The organism is Thermoanaerobacter brockii subsp. finnii Ako-1 (assembly GCF_000175295.2).
GTDB classification, from domain to species: Bacteria; Bacillota; Thermoanaerobacteria; order Thermoanaerobacterales; family Thermoanaerobacteraceae; genus Thermoanaerobacter; species Thermoanaerobacter pseudethanolicus.
Window position 1 is genome coordinate 1,533,296 of record NC_014964.1, and the last position, 20,109, is coordinate 1,553,404.

Below are 20,109 nucleotides of genomic sequence, written 5' to 3' on the forward strand. Positions count from 1 at the left end.
GTTGGCAGCCCGGCTATCATAGCAAAACTATCGCTTTAGACCCGTGGCTTTGCGTCCCCGCCTTTCGACGAGTTTGCCTTTTTCAACAAAAATTTATTTAATTTTCCTATATTACTATTTCGACATAAATATGAATTTTCCTTCTATTTTTAAAAAAGATTTTTTCTACATAATTCGTTAAATTTATACTAATTTCTAAATGTATGTGTTTTATGCATTATTTTGTGTATCAAAAATGTGTATAAAAAATTATACACATTAAAAACTTTTATTAATTTTGTCTATATACAGTAAATTGGCATAAAAATTGCTTGAGTTTTATTATAGAAAATAAATCTTACAGAAAGGAGATGATGAATAGAAGAAAGAAACAGTTTCACTTAGCGACTAGAAGGGCTGACTTAAATTTTAAAAAATATTAAATTTTTAAGGAGGTAAGAAAAAATGAAGAGCCGACAAACATTAAAAGCTTTACTGGCCTTTGTGTTAATTGTAGCTTTAATGTCGCTAAGTGGAGTATTAGTCCAAGCCCAGCCCAACCTAACAAACTTTCCTATTAACTCATCAACAAAAAATTACTTGCCTCAAATTCAAAAAGTTTTGATGCAAGACTCTAATAAAAATAAACTTTTTGACAACTTAGAAGCAAAAATTGCTGGTAAGCCAGACAGTGAAAAATTTCCAGTTATAATAATTTTCAACAAAAACATAGCTGATAACGAACTATTAAATATTTCTAAATCCATTGGAAAGTTTAATATAAAGCATAAATACAAAATTATTCCAGGAATTGCTGCTACCTTAACTAAAGGACAAATAAACGCTTTGTCAAAATTGGATATAGTAAAGCAAATTGAGTATGACGAGCCTGTATATGCCACATTAGACACTGCAACAAAATGGTTTGGGGTTACAAAAGCGAGAAGTGTTTTGGTGTAACTGGTGATAGAGACGGTAATGCTTCTTCTTATTCCAAGAATGATATAGTAATAGCAGTTATTGATACCGGTATTGATGGCTCCCATGTTGACCTCGCTGGTGGCAAAGTAATAGGATGGCAAGATTTTGTAAACGGCAAATCTACCCCCTACGATGATAATGGACACGGAACTCATGTAGCAAGTATTGCGGCAGGTACTGGGACAGGGAACAACCTTTATAAAGGTGTTGCTCCTGGTGCTGCTTTAGTAGGGATAAAAGTATTAGATTCAAACGGAAGCGGAACTATGAGCACTGTAACCGCAGGAATTGACTGGGCTGTTCAAAACAAAGACATATACGGAATCAAAGTTATAAATTTAAGCCTCGGAACTTCCACAAGTTCTGATGGAACTGACTCTACCTCACTGGCAGTAAACGGAGCCGTAGATAGCGGAATTGTAGTAGTAGTTGCAGCTGGAAATTCAGGTCCTGCGAGATACACCATAGGATCACCTGGTGCAGCAGAAAAAGCCATAACCGTTGCAGCAATGGCGGATGTAGGGGAACTTGGCTTTAACCTTGCAAGCTTCTCCAGCCGTGGTCCCACAGCTGACGGAAGGATAAAACCTGACATTGCAGCACCCGGATATAATATAACTGCCGCAAAAGCAAATTCTATAAATGGTTATGTGACATACAGTGGTACAAGCATGGCTACACCTTTTGTAGCAGGTACAGTAGCCCTTATGCTCAGTGCAAATATAAACCTTGCACCACTTGATGCAAAAAATATAATAATGACTACTGCAAAAAGTTGGGGTCCTCCAAGCAAAAACATTGACTATGGTGTAGGAAGATTGGATGCATATGAAGCAATTAAAACAGCTGGAAATTTCACAGGAACTAATATATCTGTGCCAAACCACTATTATGCTAAAGAGTCACTTCCTGGGTCTCGTTACAGTGACATTTGGACATTTAATGTGACAGACACATCATATCCTATTGCAATAACTTTCATAATACCTGATTGGGCAAACTATAACCCTGATTTCGATATATACCTCTATGACCCAACTGGTACTCTTGTCAAAAGTTCAACTGGAACACAAAGGCAGGAGACAATAACATACATTCCAACACAAACGGGAACCTATTATATCAAAGTATATTCCTTCCGAGGCAGTGGAAATTATTACTTTGATTTAAGTGTAGGAGGCGGGTCACTCACCCTTTCAAGTAACGACATATAAAAAAATTAAAGAAGTATGGTGCCAATGGCTCCATACTTCTTTAATTTTTGAGACTTTCTACTTTATTTTCTCCTTTTTTAAGTAAAATTTTTTTGTCAAAGTAGTAGATTTCTATAGGCTCTCCTTCTAATAATGCAAACACAACATTTTCTTTGGTTAATTTGACATTTATTTTTCTCCCTTTGTATCTCACATTAAAAGAGAGCAAATTCCATTCTTTTGGCAATCTCGGCTCAAAATGCAGTTCATTTGTATAAACCCTCATTCCACCAAAACCATTCACAACTGCGCTCCATGTCCCTGCCATAGAAGCAGCGTGAATTCCGTCCTTAACATTGTCATTGTAGTCATCCAAATCCATTCTTGCAGTCATCATAAAGTATTTATAAGCCTTGTCAGTATATCCTATTTCATTGGCTAGTATGCTAAATATAGCTGGCGACAAGGAGGAGTCGTGAGTGGTAATAGGTTCATAATAATCGTAATTCTTTTTAAGTTCATCTTTAGTAAATTTTTCTCTCTGTAAAAACATCAAAAGCAACACATCAGGCTGTTTGCATATTTGATATCTGTAAATATTTAGGTAATGCCAGTGCAATAAAAGTGGAAATTGGTCCTCAGGTATTTCATCCACTGTTATCCTTTCTTTATACAAAAAACTGTCATCCTGTGGTATAATATCAAGTTCTTTTGAATAAGGAAGGTACATATTGTCAGCAGCTTTTTTCCACGCAACAATTTCTTCATCCTTTAGATTTAGTTTAGAAGCGACTTTTTGATATTTTTGAGGCACTTCTTTTTTCATTTTGTTTGCAATGTCATAGGCATATTCCAAATTCATTTTCGCCATATAATTGGTATAAGCGTTATTGTCAACTAATGCCGTATACTCATCCGGACCAGTGACACAGTTTATGCAGAATTTATTGCCCTTAAGAGGAATATACGCTCCTAAATCTTCCCAAAATCTTGCAGTTTCAAATAATATTTCACAACCGTAGTCATAAAGAAAATCCACGTCATTCGTCGCTTCTACATATCTTTTCAAAGCATAAACTATATCAGCATTTATGTGATACTGTGCCGTACCAGCTGGAAAGTAAGCAGAACATTCAGGACCATCTATCGTTCTCCAAGGATACAAAGCTCCTTTGTGACCTAATTCCTTTGCCCTGGATCTTGCTGCATCCAAAAGATTATACCTGTACATTACCAAAGCTTTTGCAATTTCAGGCTTTGTATAAAGAAAGAAAGGCATTATATAGATATCAGAATCCCAAAAATAATGGCCTTCATAACCTTCTCCAGTCAGCCCTTTTGCTGCAATATTTGTCTTTCCATCTCTTCCGACAGATTGAAGTAGATGAAATTCATTAAAGCGTATGCCTTGCTGCAGAGCTTTATCTCCTTCTATGATTACATCAGCATCTTTCCAAAAAGAATTCAAAAATTCTTCCTGCTCTTTTTCTATCGTTTCAAAGCCGTCATTTTTGGCTTTTTCTATTTCTTCTAAAGCAAGAGCAACCAATTTATTTTCATCAAAATCCTTTGAAGTGTAATAGGAAATAAATTTATTCAAAGTGTATGAGGTGCCTTTTTCAGCCTCTAGATCTACAATTACTTTTACTCCATCTTCTTCTAAACTATTTGAGACTTCATATTTGCTATCTGCCACTAATACATTGTCTATCGCGCAAGCATAGGAGAAATTGCTCTTTTGTGTCTTTTGAACAATCCACCCTTTTAAACCCTCTACACTTTTATCTATAGTCTTTAAAACCTTTCCTTTTAAATTTGACCCTACTCTTACATCTTCACTATCATTTATATTTGAAACATTTCCGTCAATAGCGGAAACAAATCTAATTTTTCCGGTAAAATTTACAGGTTGCATAGTAAAAGAAATCGCCGCTAAATGTTGTCTATTTAATGATACAATTCTCTTTATTTTTACCTCTAAAATTTTTCCTGTAGGGGATTCCCATTTTACTTTTCTTTCTACAAAACCTTTCTTCATGTCAAGTACTCTCTCATAAAAGAGGATTTTCCCTTGTAACAAATCAAACTCTTCCCCATCTACATATAATTTTATTATTTTGCTATCAGCAACATTTAGCATCGTCTGCCCTATTTTTGCAAAACCATATCCCCCTTCAGGGTAAACTATATCGTGTATTTCATAAAACCCATTGATATACGTCCCATTAAAAGAAGTATTTTTAGGCCCTGAATATCTTTCCTCAAAAGTTCCTCTCATTCCAATATATCCATTTGCTAAAGTAAAAATAGTTTCATTTCTATAGTTAGTATCTATACTAAACTGCGTCTCTCTTATAACCCAATCTTCAAAAGGGTAAATTGGTTTCTTCGTTTTGTTGGCCATATCCATCCTCCACTCTTACTTTATTCAAAATTTTAGTCGGAAACAAAGTCGTTTCCGACTAAAACAATTTAAAACATTTACTTGCTTTCTGCAGCTTTCTTAGCTTCTTCTATCATGTTGTGATATTTGTCAAGAGTTGTCTTGATATCTTTGCCTTCAAATATTATTTCTCTCAATGCTCCATTTATAGCTTTGTCCACATCAGCCCAGTATACAAGGTTTGGCCTTGGTTCTGCATGTTTTAACGCTTCATTTATAGCTTCAAAATATGGTTTTTGCCACTCTGCAACCTTCCCATAAGCGTCACTTCTCATGGATGGCCATCCTAATTTAGTGACAAGTTTCTCTTGAACTTCTTTACTCATAAGGTATTCCATAAACTTTATAGCCATCTCTTTATTAGGTGCACCAGTTGGTATTCCTATAACTTCTCCTCCCAAAACGTGGGACTCTTTAACCGGACCTGTCCATCCGTGATATGCCAAAATGTTCTTTTTTCCATACTGCTCTACAAGAACGTTTGCAGTGTACGGCCAATTTTGAACCAAATATACGCTCTCTTTTGCAAGATATTCTACAGGTGTATTCCAGTCAGCTTTCTTTGAGTCAGGAGAGAGATATGGCTGTATTTCTTTCAAGAAAGTAAATGCTTTTATTGAACCCTCATCATTCAATACTGTTGGGTCACCACCAGCAGACCTTATAAGGTCAAACATGTGGACTGTGCTGTCAGGCCCTAAATTTTCTTTAATTATGACTCTACCTATGCCCTCTTTTTCTTTAAAAGTCTTTGCAACCTGTAAAAGCTCATCCCAATTTGTAGGTAGTTTTAAACCGTATTCGTTGAATTTATCTTCGTTGTAGAAAGCTATTTCTACATTTGGTCTATACGGCATAAAGTACAACTTTCCATCAAACTCTCCTACTGGCACAAGACTTGGTATTACTTCCTTTGGTATCATGTCTCTATACTGAGACAAATCTTCCACAAGCCCTTTTGCAACAAGTGGAGCAAGTTGCATGTTATCTTGTGTGATAATGTCTATATCCATCGCATTTGCTTTGTGCATAGCATCTAATTTTTTAATAAGGTCTCCTGCTTCGATTTGAAGAGGTTCAATTTTTACACCATACTTTTGCTCAAATGGTGGGAAAATATCTTCTTTCATCACTTTCCATTCTGCTTCTCCAAGTCCCATTGAAACTTTCAAAACTTTTTTCCTCGCTTCTGATTGGGTCTTGCTGCCACAGCCTGCAATAACAGTACCTAGAAGCGAGATAATGATTAAAACTGCTATTAACTTAGTGTAAAACTTCTTCATAGCTTAATAAAACCTCCTTAAAATTTAATTTTTATATATACAGTATCCGAAAAACTCGGATACGTATATACTAACCTTTTACAGCCCCTGCAAGATATCCACTTTTCATGTATTTTTGCAAGAAGAATGTCACAAGCATTACTGGAATAGTGAGTACTGCCGCATATGTGGCAGAATCAAAAATTCCTCCTCTTTGGACGTAATAGTAGGTTTGAAGAGGTAAAGTCCTATCTGAAATAGTCAAGTAAAGAGCATAAGTAAATTCATTCCATGAATTTAGCCACACAAATATAGCAGTAACAGCTATACCAGGAAGTGCAATCGGCATTATAATCCTCATCAATGCCGTCAATTTACTTGTTCCATCTACCAGTGCAGCTTCCTCTAAGTCCTTTGGTATTGTCTCAAAAGTTCCAACCAATATCCATGCTGCAAAAGGTAAATTTACAATGAGGTGTGCCATAACTAATCCTAAATAAGTATCCATCAAATTTAATTTTATGAATTGTACCGCTATCGGAAGAGCAATACCTACATCAGGAAACATTCTTGTAAAAAACAGTGATAATACTACTGCATATTTTATTTTCGATGGCATCCTCGCTATAACATAAGCCGCTGGAGCAGCTATTATAATTGCAATGATAGTAGTCATTGTTGCCACTACAAAACTCTTTTTAAAAGGAGGCCATATATTCCCTGAAGTAAATACGTTTTTCCAATGGTCCAAAGTAAAACGAGTGATGAAAAAATCTGGATGAGGCTTCAATATATCACTTGGCACTGCAAAGGAAGTCATAAAAAGTATATATACTGGTATAACCATCAATATTGCCGCTATTATAGCTATTGGAATATAAGCTGTATTTGAAATCTTTTCGCTAATATCTATTTTTCTCATCATCTTTCCTCCTTAGTACCAGCTATTTTTAAGTAGCTCACTATAAATACTGCTATTATTAGGAGCAATATTGTAGATGCTGCCGCAGATGTATAGGCATTTGCATAATTATTATACTCATCATACGCAAAGGTAGAAATAACAGGAGTAGCACGGCCTGCAAGAACAAGTACAAGTTCAAATATTCTAAAAGCGTCTATCGCCCTTAAAATCAAGGCCATCGTTATAGAGGGCTTTAGAAGTGGCAATGTCACATACCTAAAAGTCTGCCATGTAGTTGCCCCATCAATGTTAGAAGCTTCATAAACTTCATCTGGTATACTTTCAAGACCAGCCAAAAGCAAAAGTATGACCATCGGAGTAACTTTCCACATATCCGCTACAGAAACCATAAGTAATGTCTTAAAACCACCACTTGCCCAATCTATAGGCATTTCAATAATGTGTAGTTTTTGCAAAAGCGCATTAAAATAACCATACAACCCAAAAATATAGGTCATCGCAACACCTGACACAAGAGTAGGTACTCCCATTGGCACCAACATCAAAGACCTCAAAAGGCCTTTTCCTCTAAAATTCCTTTTTAAAATAAGCGCAATGACGAGGCCTGCAGTCATTTCCAAAGTGAGGCTTATAAATGTAAGAGCTATGGTATTGAAAAAAGCATTTTTAAATTCTGTTTTTCCTATAATCTCTTTATAATTTGCCAATGTAAATGCTTTAGTATACTGGTCTTGAAAACTTAAAGTAATAGTTTGAATGATAGGGTATACAGTAAAACCCAAAATATATAATAGTAATGGTAAAACCATGGCAATTTCAAGTTTGTATTTCTTTACGAAGTTTACATAAGACATGCCATATTCTCCTTTCGTAAGCTTAAAATCTTCACTGCGCTTTTCATGCTTTAAAACTGTAAGCGCTTACAATTTAAAAAATAAAACAAAATTTAATCTTTTCGAGATATACAAGAATTTCTTACCACAATTTTGTGCTCTAAAATTGTCTGATACTCATCAATATTTTCCCCATTTAACATTTTTATAAGCATTCTAGCTGCAACAGCCCCTATTTCATACATAGGCTGTGATACAGTAGTGAGAGAAGGTCTTGTTGCTTCTGACAAGTCAATATTATCAAAGCCCATCACAGAAATATCTTCAGGACATGAAAGTCCACTATCAAACACTGCATTTATTACCCCCATTGCCATAATATCGCTTATTGCAAATATAGCAGTAGGCTTTATTTTTTCTTTTAACATCTCTTTTGCAGCATTATAAGCACTTTTATATTTAAAGTTTGCCTCCTTTATAAAACCCTCATAAATTGGCAAGCCATTATCAATAAGAGCTTGCTTATATCCCCTTAACCTATCCACACTATCTATGGTTTCCTTCATATCGCCTAAAGGACCATGAATAATTCCAATCCTCTTGTGGCCTAATGATATCAAATAATTCACTGCATCATAAGCCGCTTTAAAATTATCAATTCCTACATAAGGCACATCAAGCTTTGTTGTTCTTCCTGCAAGTACCACCTTTATATTGTCATTTTTAAAGACTTTATAATGCTCTTCAGAAAAATAGTCACAGTGAAATATTATTCCATCAACCCACCGATTTTTTAGCATTTCTATATATTGAAATTCTTTTTCTCTTTTATTGTCTGCATTGCACAAAGTAATATTGTATTTATAAATATTGCAGACATCTTCAATACCTCTTACTACTTCTGCATAGTAAGGGTTTGATATATCAGGCACAATTAGCCCTATAGTGTTTGTCTTCTTCATCGCCAGGCTTCTGGCTGGCATACTGGGTTTGTATCCCAGCTCTTCTGCCGCTTTTAAAACTTTTTGTCTGGCTTTTTCACTTACTAAAGGACTATTATTAAAAACTCTCGAAACAGTTGCAATAGAAACTCCTGCTAATTTTGCTACATCGTCTATTGTCGCCATTTTGACACCCTTTTCTCAATTTACTGTAACCGCTTACAGTTATATTATATTATGATTCTTTCAAAAATGCAAGAGTTTTTTATAAAAAATATTCCCCAAAACACAGGGGAATATTTCCACACTACAGCAATTCTAATATTTTATCCGCTTCACTTAAATCCTTTAAAATTAAGTCTGCTTCTTTCACCGTTTCAGGATTGCCCACTCCTACTGCAAACATTCCTGCTCTTTTTATTGCAGTGATGCCCGCAGCAGAATCTTCTATTCCAATACACTTTTCAGGAGAAATGCCAAGATGCTTCGCTGCGTTTAAAAATATCTCAGGGTCAGGTTTTCCATGCTTAATTTCATTTGCATCCACTATATAGTCAAATTTATCTTTTATTTTTAAATTTTCAACAACAGTAAAAGCATTTTTGCTAACAGAAGCAATTGCTGTTTTAATGCCTCTTTTTTTAAGCTCTTCAATGAATCTCTCCACTCCAGGCAATAAATCTTGAGGCGTAATTCTCTTTATCATCTCTTTATAATACTCATTCTTCTTATTTGCATAATATTCTTTTTCTTCTTGAGAATATTTTTTATCGCTTTTCTCTAAAATTATTTCTAAAGATTCTAAACGACTTACACCTTTTAGCCTCTCATTGATAACTTCATCAAAATATATTCCCAACTCATCAGCAAGCTTTTTCCATGCTAAATAGTGGTATCTTGCAGTATCTGTAATAACACCATCCAAATCAAAAATTACTCCACGATATCTTGCCATTTTATTCCTCCTCCGTTACGCTTATTTTAATCCCGTTGTAGATATTCCTTTTACAAAATATCTCTGGAATATTAAGAATATCAATATAGTAGGTAACGTCAAAAGTATAGCTCCTGCCATTACCTGGTTCCAAAATTGATAGTATTGGCCGTAAAAGGAATTAAGTCCTACCGGCAGTGTATACATATCATCACTAGACGTCAAGAGACTAGGCCACAAGAAACTATTCCAATTGCCAGTAAACATAAAAATGAATTGAGTTGCAAGAGCAGGTTTAGACAAAGGCAAAACTATTTTAAAGAAAATCCCAAATCGTGACAAGCCGTCAATTGTAGCTGCTTCTTCTAACTCTTTGGGAAGAGATAAGAAAAATTGCCTCATTAAAAATATTCCAAAATTGCTGGTCAAAAATGGAATTGTAAGACCCATGTAAGTGTTTACCCAGCCCAATTTGCTGAGGAGGATATAAGTTGGTACCATCACTACCTGTCCTGGTACCATCATGAGAGCAAGCACAACCATAAACAATAAATTTCTTCCAGGAAAATTTATTCTTGCAAGTGCATACCCTGCCATAGAATTAAACAGTATATTGCCAAGCGTTACTATAACTGCAACTATAGCACTATTTATAAACCATCTCAAAAAGGGAAATTTTGTGATTATCATTTTATAGTTATCTAAAGTCAAATGTTTTATATTTACAGCAAAAGTATTTAATTCACTTGTGGGTTTTAGAGATGTTATTATAGACCATATAAAAGGGCCAAGTGTAATTACTGCATATCCTACTACAACGGTATAAAATAAAAACCGCAACACCTTTTTCATCTATTGCCACCTCCTAATAGGTTTCTTCTTTGAAAAGCTTTCGCTGTATAAGAGTCAATATCAAGATTATTACAAATAATACAAAAGCCATAGCTGAAGCGTAACCCATGTTAAAATCTCTAAATCCTGTCCTATATATATCCAGCACGACTGTCATTGTAGCATCAAGAGGCCCACCAGTCCCTTGGGATACTACATAGGCTTGGTCAAAAACCTGAAAAGTACCAATTAATGACATTACTAGATTAAAAAACACTATTGGCCTCAACATTGGAAGGGTAATTTTGAAAAATCTTTGAAATTTATTAGCTCCATCTACTTCCGCAGCTTCGTACAATTCTGATGGTATATCCTGTAGCCCGGCAAGAAAAATTACCATGTAATTACCTACAGAAGACCATATCGCCATCATCATAATAGAAGGAAGTGCAAACCTTACATCATTAAACCAAGTAGGACCTTGTATGCCAAATTTAGCCAACAAAGCATTAACTAAACCATCTGCTTTAAATAGATACAAAAATATTACAGAAACTGCAACTGTGGAGGTAACAGTTGGTATATAATAGGCTACTCTAAAAAATGTTTTACCTTTAATATCCGAATTTACAATTAATGCCAGTATTAAAGCAATAACAAGCTGTGTTGGTACTACTCCTAAAGAGTAAAGTGTTGTATTTAAAAGAGCTCTTTTAAACGTTGGGTCACTGAATAATTTTATATAATTTGCAAATCCAATCCATCGGCTTGCTTCAGGATTTAAAAAAGAAAATTCTTTAAAACTTATAATAAAAGCATAAATTAATGGTCCTATCAAAAAAATAGATATTGAAGCAATAAAAGGTAACACAAAAGCATACCCTGACAAAGCTTCGTATAAATACCTCTTTTTCATAGTCATTTTAGCTTCCATAAGTACATCCTTCCCTTCAACCTTAAAAAATCATAATTGCAGCACCTTATTTTAGTAAGGTGCTGCTTGTTTAAATTATTGTCCAACTTCCTTTTGTGCATTGTCAAGAGCTTGTTGAGCACTACTAATTTGCTTCATTATTAATGCTTCACAAGCTTTATTAGCCGCATCTACTACCTTTGTGCCATACAAACCGAATTGCCATGGTACCGCATAAGAAGCACCATCTACAAAGGCAGCTCTTTCAGGATATTTCTCCTTAAATCCTTCTTGCATAGACTTTCTCGATGGAAGTGCAAGGCCTGAATCTACTACAAATTGCTGTCCTTCTTTACCGGTTAAAAATTCAATAAGTTTAAAGGCTTCATCTTTATGTTTGCTGTTTTTATTCATCACATATGCAACAGTGAAAGCCATTGTAGATTTTTGCTTTCCTGCTGGAAGCTCTGCTATACCATAGTTTAAATCAGGAGCTTTTTCTTTGAGGAATGGTATCATCCAGCCACCTTCTATTGCCATTGCAGCTTTTTTAGCAGCAAAAGCATCTCCATTCCAGCCTTCTCCCATGTTTTGTGGTGTGTCAGCAACTTTGTCTTTTGTGATGAGGCTCACATAAAAATCAAGAGCTTGTGCATTCTCTGGCAGATTTAAAGTAACTTTTCCATCTTGATATACTGAACCACCATTTTGATTTATAAAAGCATCAAATCTTGCAAGGTCTGCTGATAAAACCAAACCTTTGACACCGTCTTTTGTCAATTTTTTAGCTACATCTCTTAATTCCTCCCATGTTTTTGGAGGCTCATTTATTCCAGCCGCTTTAAACATGTCTTTGTTGTAAAACAAAGCTAGAGTATTGAAATCCTTTGGTAAACCATAAGTTTTTCCATCCCACTGAAAAGCGGAAAGCAATGCTGGCTCGAAATCATTTACATCCACATTGTATTTCTTAATATAATCATCTAATGGCTCTAAAACTCCTGAAGACATAAGCTGTGGTGCCGGCATGCTGTCAAGATAGAATATGTCTGGTGCTGTATTTGACGCCAGTTCTGTTTGTAATTTTTGCATGTAATCTCCCACAATTGTCTCAATTTGCACATCTATATTTGGATATTTTTCTTTAAACTTAGCTATTTGGTCATCCACTATCTTCTTTTCTGCTGGAGATGAAGACCACATGCCTAATTTTATAGTAACTGGTTTTGCTGTCTCTTGTTTTTGTGTATTTGTCTCATTGGCACTGGAAGTATTATTTTTACTGGATGAACAACCAGCTAAAACAGTAGCTAATACAAAGATCGTCAATACAAAGATGCTTATAAGTTTTTTACTCATTACCACTTTCCCCTTTCATAATTTTATAGTAAAATATCTGATTGAGAACTTAAAATTTTACTCTAACTCCACTTATCCCCCCTTAAAACATAATCAATTTATTTTAAGGTATAGCAGGTTATCAACCTGCCTATACCTTTTTGACTATTCTATTGTCAGCTCTTTCCCTTTTACCTTTACTTTTATATTTCCTTTTCCTTTTAATTTTTTTACTGTCACTTCCTGTTTTGTAACAATCACCTCTATTAAATTGCCTTTCCAAAATACTTTATAGGAAAGTTTATCCCATTTTTCTGGCAGCCACGAATTTATATTTAATGCCCCTTCTTTGTCAATTTCCATTCCGCCAAATCCAAAAACAGCTACTTGCCATGTACCACCAGCAGATGCAGCATGCAAACCTTCTTTAGTGTTCCCCTGATTGTCCACAAGGTCCACGTTGGCACTTCTCATAAAAGACTGGTATGCGTTTTTGTGGTCCCCTACTTTTAACCCCATAATGGCATACATGCTGGGACCTAATGAAGATTTGTGCATAGTTCGCTTTTCATAATATTCGTAATTGATTCTTTTCGTTTCTTCGTCAAATTCCTCACCTAACAAAAGCATTAACATAACAACATCAGCCTGTTTAATAAGCTGGGTATCACCCAATTTTGTTATATCAACACCTTCAGGCCATATAGGCATATTGTTTTCATCAAATTTATCAATAACATAATCTTTTTTATCAAAATAGCCTTCAAATTGTTCTATCAGCTTTTTGTCTTTGTCATAAGGTATATATATTTTTTCTTCAACTTCTTTCCACTTTTCCATTTCCTCATTTGTCAAACATATCTTGTTTGATATAGCATGATAATGTTCAGGGTATTTTTCTTTTAACATATTGATTAGTTCAAGTCCCTTTTTAATATTCCATTTTGCAAGGTAATTAGTATAAGCATTATTATCAACATGTTCATGAAATTCATCAGGACCTATGACATTGTTTATTTCATACCTGTCTAATTCTTTTACATATTCACATCTAGATACCCAAAATCTTGCAGTCTCAAAAATGATTTCTGCACCGTAATTCAACATAAACTCAATATCCTCTGTCGCTCTAAAATACTCCCACACTGCAAAAGCTATATCAGCAGTTATATGATGCTCTAAATCACCCGTCCATATCCTTACAGGGTTTCCTTTGTAATCAAATCCCCATTTAGGTGTCTCTTCCTCTCCTGTATCTGCAGATTCCCAAGGGTATTGTGCTCCCTTATACCCGTTTAAAGCCGCATTTTTTCTCGCTGCATCAAGCATATTGTACCTGTACATCAAAAGTGTTCTAGCTGCCTGCGGATACACATATATGAAAAAGGGAAGCATAAATATTTCTGTATCCCAAAATACATGGCCTTTGTATCCCTCACCATGAAGAGCTTTCGCAGCAATACTTACCAGGGGGTCATTTTCATTGACAGAACTCATGAGATGAAAAATATTAAAACGCAAAGCTTTATCTGCTTCTTCATCCCCTTCAATATTTATATCTGCAACAGACCATAGTTCTTCATATACCTCAATATGTCTCTGCAACTCTTTGTCAATACCTTCTCCAGCAAAAGCAAAGAGTTCTTTTTCCACCGTACTCTTTAACAGGTCTTTTCTTACGTCTCTGGAGGTATAAGTTATTACAAATTTGTCAATTACTACTGTTTTGTTCTCTGTGCTATCAAACTCAAAGTATTCAATACTCATTTCACCTAAAGGCAAAAATCTCTTAAATTTAGCTATGTTATTTTTCTCTTTATCCTCATAATGATATAACCTCACTGCACTACCTGTTGCAATGCGAATATCATCGTCAATAGTTGCTGTTTCAAGATAAACTCCGCTTTTATTTAAACTGCTATTGTCAGCCACTTTCAAATGCTTTACCCTATGCTTTGGGCTATCTGCTGAATTTAAAACAGTCCCATCAATAATGCTCTCTATACCTACAACACCACTGTAATTTACAGGTGTTACAAATAGCTTAATTGCAGAACGATGAAGGTCGCTACGGCTTATAAACCTGTATCCCTCAATTCGAGTAATTCTATCTTTGCTGTCTTTTATCAACATACTCCTAAATAGAATACCTTTTTTCATATCAAGAATTCTTTTAAATTCTATCAACTGGCATTTATCCAAACTTAATTCTTCACCTTCAACATACAACTTTATTCTCAACCAATTTTGAGCATTTACTATTTCTCTAACCTGCGCATCTGACTTGTCAAAAATTCCTGCAATAAAATTTCCCGACCTTTCTCCCTCGCTTCCTTCCTCAAAAGTACCTCTTACGCCCATGTAACCATTTGTAAGTGTAAAAAGGGTCTCATATCGAGGATTTACCTCTGTATTATACTCATTTTGGAAAATAAGCCATTTGTCATCACTTATTAAATTGTTTACATCCTCTAAAAACATGTGCTTTACCACTTATATACCTCCTGATTCCTGCTAAAAATTTTATCCGAAACGTTTTGGGTACTTTTTAAAAAAAATTATATCTTTCTAGCTGAATCTCTAATTACAAGCTTATGAGGTATTAATATATGCTGAGGCTTTTCCCCTTTTATAATAGATAAAAGATGTTTTGCTGCATTATATCCCATCTTAAAAGTATCTTGTCTTATAGTAGTAAGTCCAGGAGTAATAAGGGATGCAAGTTCAATATCGTCAAAACCTACAATAGAGATGTCATCAGGCACTTTCATTCCTAAGTCTTTTGCTGCTTTGAAAGACCCTATTGCCATCAAATCAGAAGCATGAAATACAGCAGTTATTTCCGGATGTTCAAAAACCAACGTCTTAAAAGAATTATATCCACCTTCTTGAGTAAAATCATCAAAAACTACATATTCCTCTTTGTAAGGTATATTATTTTTTTCAAGAGCTTTTTTATAACCTTCTAACCTTTCAAAACTTACAGCCGCATCACCATGCCCATTTATAAATCCAATATTTCTATGTCCTAACTTTATAAGATAGCTTGTAGCTTCAAAAGCTGCCTGAACGTTATCCGAACTTACATATCCCACTTTATCAGTCAGTATCGGTATATCAATCAGAACAGTGGGAATTTGTGTTCTCTTTATTTCTTCAATATAAGGATCACTCAATCTTAAACCTTCTACAATAGCCCCTTCCACTTTTCTGTCATTGCAAAGCTTCTCATAGGAAGTGGCATCTTGGCTTTCCGGGTCTACAGTAAAAAGTATAAGGTCATATTTATCTTTTTTTAATCCTGCTTTTATACCTGCAAGCACTTCGAGGAAGAAAGGATGATACGCCCCAGGTTTTATTAATTCAGAAACAATCAAGCCAACTGTGTGGGTCTTATTTGTGACAAGTCCTCTTGCAATGGAGTTTGGAGTATAATTAAGTTGTTCCGCTATTTTTTTAATTCTTTCACGTGTTTCCTCGCTTACATCCGGATATCCGTTTAAAGCTCTCGAAACCGTTGTAACAGATACACCCGCATATTTCGCTATATCCTTTATTGTAACAGCCATTTAATATCCACCTTTTCCAAAACGTTTTGGTTGTTTGATTTCATTTTATCAAAAACCTTTTAACCTGTCAACAGATTTTTTCCTTCCGTAAGGACACACTTCCATACAAATACCGCAGACATAGCCTCTTCCAATGTGTTTAAATTTTTTATTCATGTATTCACTGCAAGCTCTTGCGTCAACTATTTCTTCTCTCGGCATTCCCTCTTTCCATAGAGTACCATAAAGTGCCATAGCAGGACAGGCATCTACACATAATTTACAGCTGCCACATTTACTTTCAGTAATGGGGGTTCCGGTTTCAAAAGGCATATTTGTTAGAACTGTTCCTAATCTCACTCTTGGTCCATATTTTTCAGTCACAAGAAGCCCATTTTTCCCTATCCAACCAAGCCCTGCTCTTGTAGCAGCAGTTTTATGTGGAAAAAGTCCTCTATATTCTCCCAAATCAGCAATCGATTGAGACGCAGGAACAGCTAATGCTTTATAGCCCCATTCTTCAAGAAGAAGACCCGTCCTTAAGGTTATCTGGTCAATTAGCGTATTTACAGAACGGTAATGGTGATAATAAGTGTGAGTAGGCTTATTCTCAATTTCATCCACTATTCTATCCGCTAATTTTATTACAACTGTAATGGCATACGGAATATCTGAAAGAGTATCGGGAAGGATACCTGTAAGATTTGAAAAACCTACTAAAGACGCTCCCCATTCCCTTATTTTTTGCTCTAAAATTTTTTGTTTCTCCATCTCTATCAACCCTTTTAGTAAAATTTATGCATATAAATATTTTAGCACAACAAAATATATTTTTTTAAAATTTTTCAAAGTATATTTTTTATCCACCTACACAAATTAAGTATGAGAAAGAATAAGGAGGGATTTAAATGGCAAGAGGTAGTTGGAACGATCGTCCAAAAATGGTACCAGAGGCTCACAAAGCCCTTGATAATATGAAATACGAAATCGCATCAGAACTTGGCCTTCCAGTTAAGCAAGGTTCTGAAGATTATTGGGGATATATAAGTAGTAGAGATTGCGGCAAAGTAGGAGGACAAATGTTAAGACGAATGGTTCATTTTGCTGAATCTGCCATGGCAAGAGGCATTAGTATATATGGTTCTACTCCTGCACAAGGCGGCCCACAAGGTGCTGCAGGGAGCGAATCAGAATATATGCAAAGATAGAAAGAGAAAAAGAGAGTATTTCGTATACTCTCTCAGACTGTAGACAAACTTTCGTAAAGGAGATATTTTGCATAAGGAGCGACTTGTTACAAAGCGGTAACAAAACTTAGCAAGACCGAGGGTGGAGGCAGGGCCGAAGCCATGGATGGCGAAGGCGGGCACCTGAGGCAAGGAGGCCGATTGTGCCCGGTACCCTGCCGGAGCCCGAAGGTCGAGCTTTAGTTTTGTCGCTTTGGAACATCGGAGCGACGATGCAAAATATCTCCTTTGAATATTTTTTAACTTTGTCAACAAACTGAGAGAGTATTTCGTATACTCTCTTTTATTATTGTATATTTTGTGATAGAATTAACTTAAACATACCACATATAGTAATAATGCGAGGTGGTAACTTGGCTTACGAAATACAAGAATTAGCAGAAAACAAGTTAATTATACTATACATCTTAAACAGAATAAATATGCCTATTACAGACGAGCAAATAAGCAAAATTATCTTAGATAACAAACTTATGAACTATTTCTATTTAAGACAATACCTTGACGAGTTAATAGAAACTGGCTTTATAAAATTAGAAGAAGAAAAATATTTTATTACGGAAGAAGGTATAAACATTTTAAAACTATTTTTCACAAGAATCCCCTTTGAAACACGGCAAAAAATAGACGAATACATCCTTTTAAACAAAGAAAAAATAAAACAGGAATCTCAATATATAGCCACTTATTACAAAAAAGACGAAAATCAATATATAGCTAATTGTAAAGTCGTAGAAAATGATATAGTTTTGATTGAGCTAAATATAAATGTAGTAAACAGCGAGCAGGCAAAACTTATCTGCGATAATTGGAAACAAAAATCTCAAGACGTATATGCATACATAATAAAAGTCCTCACGGGTCAATAACAAGGCCTTGGGGCTCTTTTCTTGTTTCAATAAACTTTACTACCCTCATTTCATCAATGTCAATTATATTCACTTTGTTTTCTTCTGCAGAAGAAACATAAGCATATTTATCTAAAATACATAAATACCCAGGTGCATATCCGCAATAAACTTCTTTTTTCTGTTTTGTAAATAAATCTATTTTGCTCAACGTATTAGAGCAAGAATTAAGCACATACAAAAAGTTTTCCTTTTTCCGTACCATTGTAGGAACTTTTCCCACTTCTATCTCACCAGTTACTTTAAAACTTTGCAGGTTTATCACAGAAATTTTCCCATTTACCCCTGTTTCAAAATAACTGTTTACCACATACAAATAGTCCCAATCTTCAGAGAAAGTCATTCCTATAGGTCTTGCCCCTGTTCCAATAAAATCTACAATCCTATAACTAAAAGGGTCGATTAATAAAATTTCATCGGAGTTCATATTGCTCACAAAAATCAAATCATACTTTTCATTGTAAATTATGCCCTGGGGGAAACTTCCTACTTTAACTTGCCCTATCACTTTTTTCTCTTCAATATCAAAAATACTTATAGAGTCTGAGTCTCCATTAACCACTAATATATAATCTCCATGCATAATGCCATTATTAGGATAATTACCTACATACAGAGAAATTTCTGAAGTAAAATCTTCTAGGTTTATTATACTAATTGAATTATCATAAGCATTTAAAGAATACAGTTTCTGTCTTTGTTTATCTAAAATTAATCGATGAGGACCACATAAATATTTAGAATAGACATTTAAGGGCAGATGTTTATTGTTATATGATTTAATCTTTGCAAAATTTCTGTGATTTGTCTTCAAATTAACTCGCTCAATAATATCTTCTCCCATATTGGCAATGTAAATGTACAAAACACATCCCCCCACATATTAGCATAATTCCATAATATGCAGGAGGATATATTTGAGAAACCAATAACTCCATAAAAAATCGCTCACTTAAATTGTGAGCGTCTTTCAATATTTTTACAAATTTACCACCGAGGTGGCCCTATATCATACCTGCAACCACTTGTTCTTTTAGCCTGTTGATAAGTCTTAAAACCCGCATGGCTGTAAGAATGGTCGGGGCAACAGGATTTGAACCTGCGACCTCACGGTCCCGAACCGCGCGCGCTACCGCTGCGCCATGCCCCGACACATTATTCATTTTATCATACTCCTTTCCTTTTTTCAATAAACAAAATAAAGTTATAGCCCTACCCAAACTCAAAACTATTTAATTATTTTTTTCAAAAAACCCTTATTAGTAGCAAGCTTTCTGAGAAATTTGGCTCTAAAATGAATTTCTAAATTTTATAATTGCAATTGACAGATAAATGAATTAAGTGTATAATAAAACTATCAAATTGGAAAGGGCGATTGATATGACTTATTTGGAGTTAGAATTTATGCGCTCTTCAAAACCAGTAAATGCACCGATTAGAACGATGAAGAAATGTAATGCAATTACATGTATCCATAATTGCAACGGTTTTTGTGTGACCTATAAAGATTTTAAGTGCGATTTTCAAGAAGAAATTAAAATACCTGAACAATAAATCAGGCGGTCGAAAGACCGCTTTTATCATACGTCTATTATTTTTTCCATCAATTCATTCATGTTATATTTGATTTTTTGTTCTTTAGCAATCCTTAAGAGTCTCAAATATTCTTGTCTTGCAAAATCGTACTTTAGCCTTGCTAACTTTATCTTGAGGTAGTTGTCATTTTCCAGCATTTCTAAATTTCTTTCTGCTTCTTTCATCGCCTTTAGTGCTTTATCTATCTCCCGTAACAACGCAGTACCTGTTATTTCCATAACAACCACCTTCTCATTA

Annotated in this window: 16 protein-coding genes, 1 tRNA gene, 1 pseudogene and 1 riboswitch; of the genes and pseudogenes, 3 read left to right on the top strand and 15 right to left on the bottom strand. The window is 34.9% G+C overall.

Annotated features, from left to right (window positions below):
* A riboswitch (cyclic di-GMP riboswitch) is annotated at window positions 1-88 on the bottom strand.
* A 356-nt stretch (window positions 89-444) separates the two neighbouring features.
* A pseudogene (locus tag THEBR_RS07685) lies at window positions 445-2,174 on the top strand (S8 family serine peptidase).
* A gap of 40 nt (window positions 2,175-2,214) precedes the next feature.
* Here the strand turns inward: THEBR_RS07685 and THEBR_RS07690 are convergent.
* The 12 genes from THEBR_RS07690 to THEBR_RS07745 all read right to left on the bottom strand — a co-directional run bounded on the left by THEBR_RS07690 (window position 2,215) and on the right by THEBR_RS07745 (window position 16,892).
* Complete coding sequence (locus THEBR_RS07690; protein ID WP_012269465.1) at window positions 2,215-4,557, bottom strand: glycoside hydrolase family 65 protein; 2,343 nt, start codon at window positions 4,555-4,557, stop codon at window positions 2,215-2,217.
* A 77-nt stretch (window positions 4,558-4,634) separates the two neighbouring features.
* Window positions 4,635-5,879, bottom strand: coding sequence for a sugar ABC transporter substrate-binding protein (locus THEBR_RS07695; protein ID WP_003866988.1), 1,245 nt, complete (start codon window positions 5,877-5,879; stop codon window positions 4,635-4,637).
* Between the two features lie 70 nt (window positions 5,880-5,949).
* Complete coding sequence (locus THEBR_RS07700; protein ID WP_003866989.1) at window positions 5,950-6,780, bottom strand: carbohydrate ABC transporter permease; 831 nt, start codon at window positions 6,778-6,780, stop codon at window positions 5,950-5,952.
* Complete coding sequence (locus THEBR_RS07705; RefSeq protein ID WP_003866990.1) at window positions 6,780-7,637, bottom strand: carbohydrate ABC transporter permease; 858 nt, start codon at window positions 7,635-7,637, stop codon at window positions 6,780-6,782. The genes THEBR_RS07700 and THEBR_RS07705 overlap by 1 nt, the downstream gene beginning before the upstream one ends.
* A gap of 92 nt (window positions 7,638-7,729) precedes the next feature.
* Entirely contained in the window at window positions 7,730-8,743 is a 1,014-nt protein-coding gene (locus THEBR_RS07710; protein ID WP_012269467.1) for a LacI family DNA-binding transcriptional regulator, read from the bottom strand.
* A gap of 121 nt (window positions 8,744-8,864) precedes the next feature.
* A complete protein-coding gene (gene pgmB, locus THEBR_RS07715) occupies window positions 8,865-9,512 on the bottom strand; it encodes a beta-phosphoglucomutase (protein WP_012269468.1) in 648 nt (215 codons plus the stop codon).
* A 21-nt stretch (window positions 9,513-9,533) separates the two neighbouring features.
* On the bottom strand, window positions 9,534-10,343 hold the full coding sequence (locus tag THEBR_RS07720; RefSeq protein WP_012269469.1) for a carbohydrate ABC transporter permease: 810 nt from the start codon (window positions 10,341-10,343) through the stop codon (window positions 9,534-9,536).
* A 13-nt stretch (window positions 10,344-10,356) separates the two neighbouring features.
* Entirely contained in the window at window positions 10,357-11,256 is a 900-nt protein-coding gene (locus tag THEBR_RS07725) for a carbohydrate ABC transporter permease (RefSeq protein ID WP_012269470.1), read from the bottom strand.
* Between the two features lie 75 nt (window positions 11,257-11,331).
* Entirely contained in the window at window positions 11,332-12,594 is a 1,263-nt protein-coding gene (locus tag THEBR_RS07730) for an ABC transporter substrate-binding protein (protein WP_003866995.1), read from the bottom strand.
* 144 nt (window positions 12,595-12,738) lie between these two features.
* Complete coding sequence (locus tag THEBR_RS07735; protein WP_012269471.1) at window positions 12,739-15,066, bottom strand: kojibiose phosphorylase; 2,328 nt, start codon at window positions 15,064-15,066, stop codon at window positions 12,739-12,741.
* Between the two features lie 65 nt (window positions 15,067-15,131).
* Window positions 15,132-16,142 carry a LacI family DNA-binding transcriptional regulator gene (locus tag THEBR_RS07740; RefSeq protein WP_012269472.1) on the bottom strand — a complete coding sequence of 337 codons (1,011 nt, stop codon included), beginning with the start codon at window positions 16,140-16,142 and terminating at the stop codon, window positions 15,132-15,134.
* 48 nt (window positions 16,143-16,190) lie between these two features.
* Window positions 16,191-16,892: a 4Fe-4S double cluster binding domain-containing protein gene (locus THEBR_RS07745; RefSeq protein WP_009052650.1), complete on the bottom strand. Its 702-nt coding sequence runs from the start codon at window positions 16,890-16,892 to the stop codon at window positions 16,191-16,193.
* 137 nt (window positions 16,893-17,029) lie between these two features.
* Here THEBR_RS07745 and THEBR_RS07750 point away from each other — a divergent pair, with 137 nt between their 5' ends.
* Window positions 17,030-17,329 carry an alpha/beta-type small acid-soluble spore protein gene (locus THEBR_RS07750; RefSeq protein WP_003866999.1) on the top strand — a complete coding sequence of 100 codons (300 nt, stop codon included), beginning with the start codon at window positions 17,030-17,032 and terminating at the stop codon, window positions 17,327-17,329.
* A gap of 392 nt (window positions 17,330-17,721) precedes the next feature.
* Window positions 17,722-18,237, top strand: a complete 516-nt coding sequence (locus tag THEBR_RS07755; protein WP_003867000.1) for a DUF4364 family protein — start codon at window positions 17,722-17,724, stop codon at window positions 18,235-18,237.
* Here the strand turns inward: THEBR_RS07755 and THEBR_RS07760 are convergent.
* The 3 genes from THEBR_RS07760 to THEBR_RS07770 all read right to left on the bottom strand — a co-directional run bounded on the left by THEBR_RS07760 (window position 18,224) and on the right by THEBR_RS07770 (window position 20,090).
* Window positions 18,224-19,141: a YncE family protein gene (locus tag THEBR_RS07760; RefSeq protein WP_012269473.1), complete on the bottom strand. Its 918-nt coding sequence runs from the start codon at window positions 19,139-19,141 to the stop codon at window positions 18,224-18,226. The genes THEBR_RS07755 and THEBR_RS07760 overlap by 14 nt on opposite strands.
* Before the next feature lie 210 nt (window positions 19,142-19,351).
* Window positions 19,352-19,426, bottom strand: a tRNA-Pro gene (locus THEBR_RS07765).
* 430 nt (window positions 19,427-19,856) lie between these two features.
* Window positions 19,857-20,090, bottom strand: a complete 234-nt coding sequence (locus THEBR_RS07770; protein WP_003867714.1) for a hypothetical protein — start codon at window positions 20,088-20,090, stop codon at window positions 19,857-19,859.
* Between the last annotated feature and the right edge of the window lie 19 nt (window positions 20,091-20,109).

Excerpts from the sequence above, each read along its gene's own strand:
- THEBR_RS07720 (WP_012269469.1), bottom strand. The coding sequence starts at position 10,343 with ATGAAAAAGGTGTTGCGGTTTTTATTTTATACCGTTGTAGTAGGATAT.
- THEBR_RS07700 (WP_003866989.1), bottom strand. The coding sequence starts at position 6,780 with ATGAGAAAAATAGATATTAGCGAAAAGATTTCAAATACAGCTTATATT.
- THEBR_RS07770 (WP_003867714.1), bottom strand. The coding sequence starts at position 20,090 with ATGGAAATAACAGGTACTGCGTTGTTACGGGAGATAGATAAAGCACTA.
- THEBR_RS07705 (WP_003866990.1), bottom strand. The coding sequence starts at position 7,637 with ATGTCTTATGTAAACTTCGTAAAGAAATACAAACTTGAAATTGCCATG.
- THEBR_RS07745 (WP_009052650.1), bottom strand. The coding sequence starts at position 16,892 with ATGGAGAAACAAAAAATTTTAGAGCAAAAAATAAGGGAATGGGGAGCG.
- pgmB (WP_012269468.1), bottom strand. The coding sequence starts at position 9,512 with ATGGCAAGATATCGTGGAGTAATTTTTGATTTGGATGGTGTTATTACA.
- THEBR_RS07695 (WP_003866988.1), bottom strand. The coding sequence starts at position 5,879 with ATGAAGAAGTTTTACACTAAGTTAATAGCAGTTTTAATCATTATCTCG.
- THEBR_RS07725 (WP_012269470.1), bottom strand. The coding sequence starts at position 11,256 with ATGGAAGCTAAAATGACTATGAAAAAGAGGTATTTATACGAAGCTTTG.
- THEBR_RS07710 (WP_012269467.1), bottom strand. The coding sequence starts at position 8,743 with ATGGCGACAATAGACGATGTAGCAAAATTAGCAGGAGTTTCTATTGCA.
- THEBR_RS07740 (WP_012269472.1), bottom strand. The coding sequence starts at position 16,142 with ATGGCTGTTACAATAAAGGATATAGCGAAATATGCGGGTGTATCTGTT.
- THEBR_RS07690 (WP_012269465.1), bottom strand. The coding sequence starts at position 4,557 with ATGGCCAACAAAACGAAGAAACCAATTTACCCTTTTGAAGATTGGGTT.
- THEBR_RS07730 (WP_003866995.1), bottom strand. The coding sequence starts at position 12,594 with ATGAGTAAAAAACTTATAAGCATCTTTGTATTGACGATCTTTGTATTA.
- THEBR_RS07750 (WP_003866999.1), top strand. The coding sequence starts at position 17,030 with ATGGCAAGAGGTAGTTGGAACGATCGTCCAAAAATGGTACCAGAGGCT.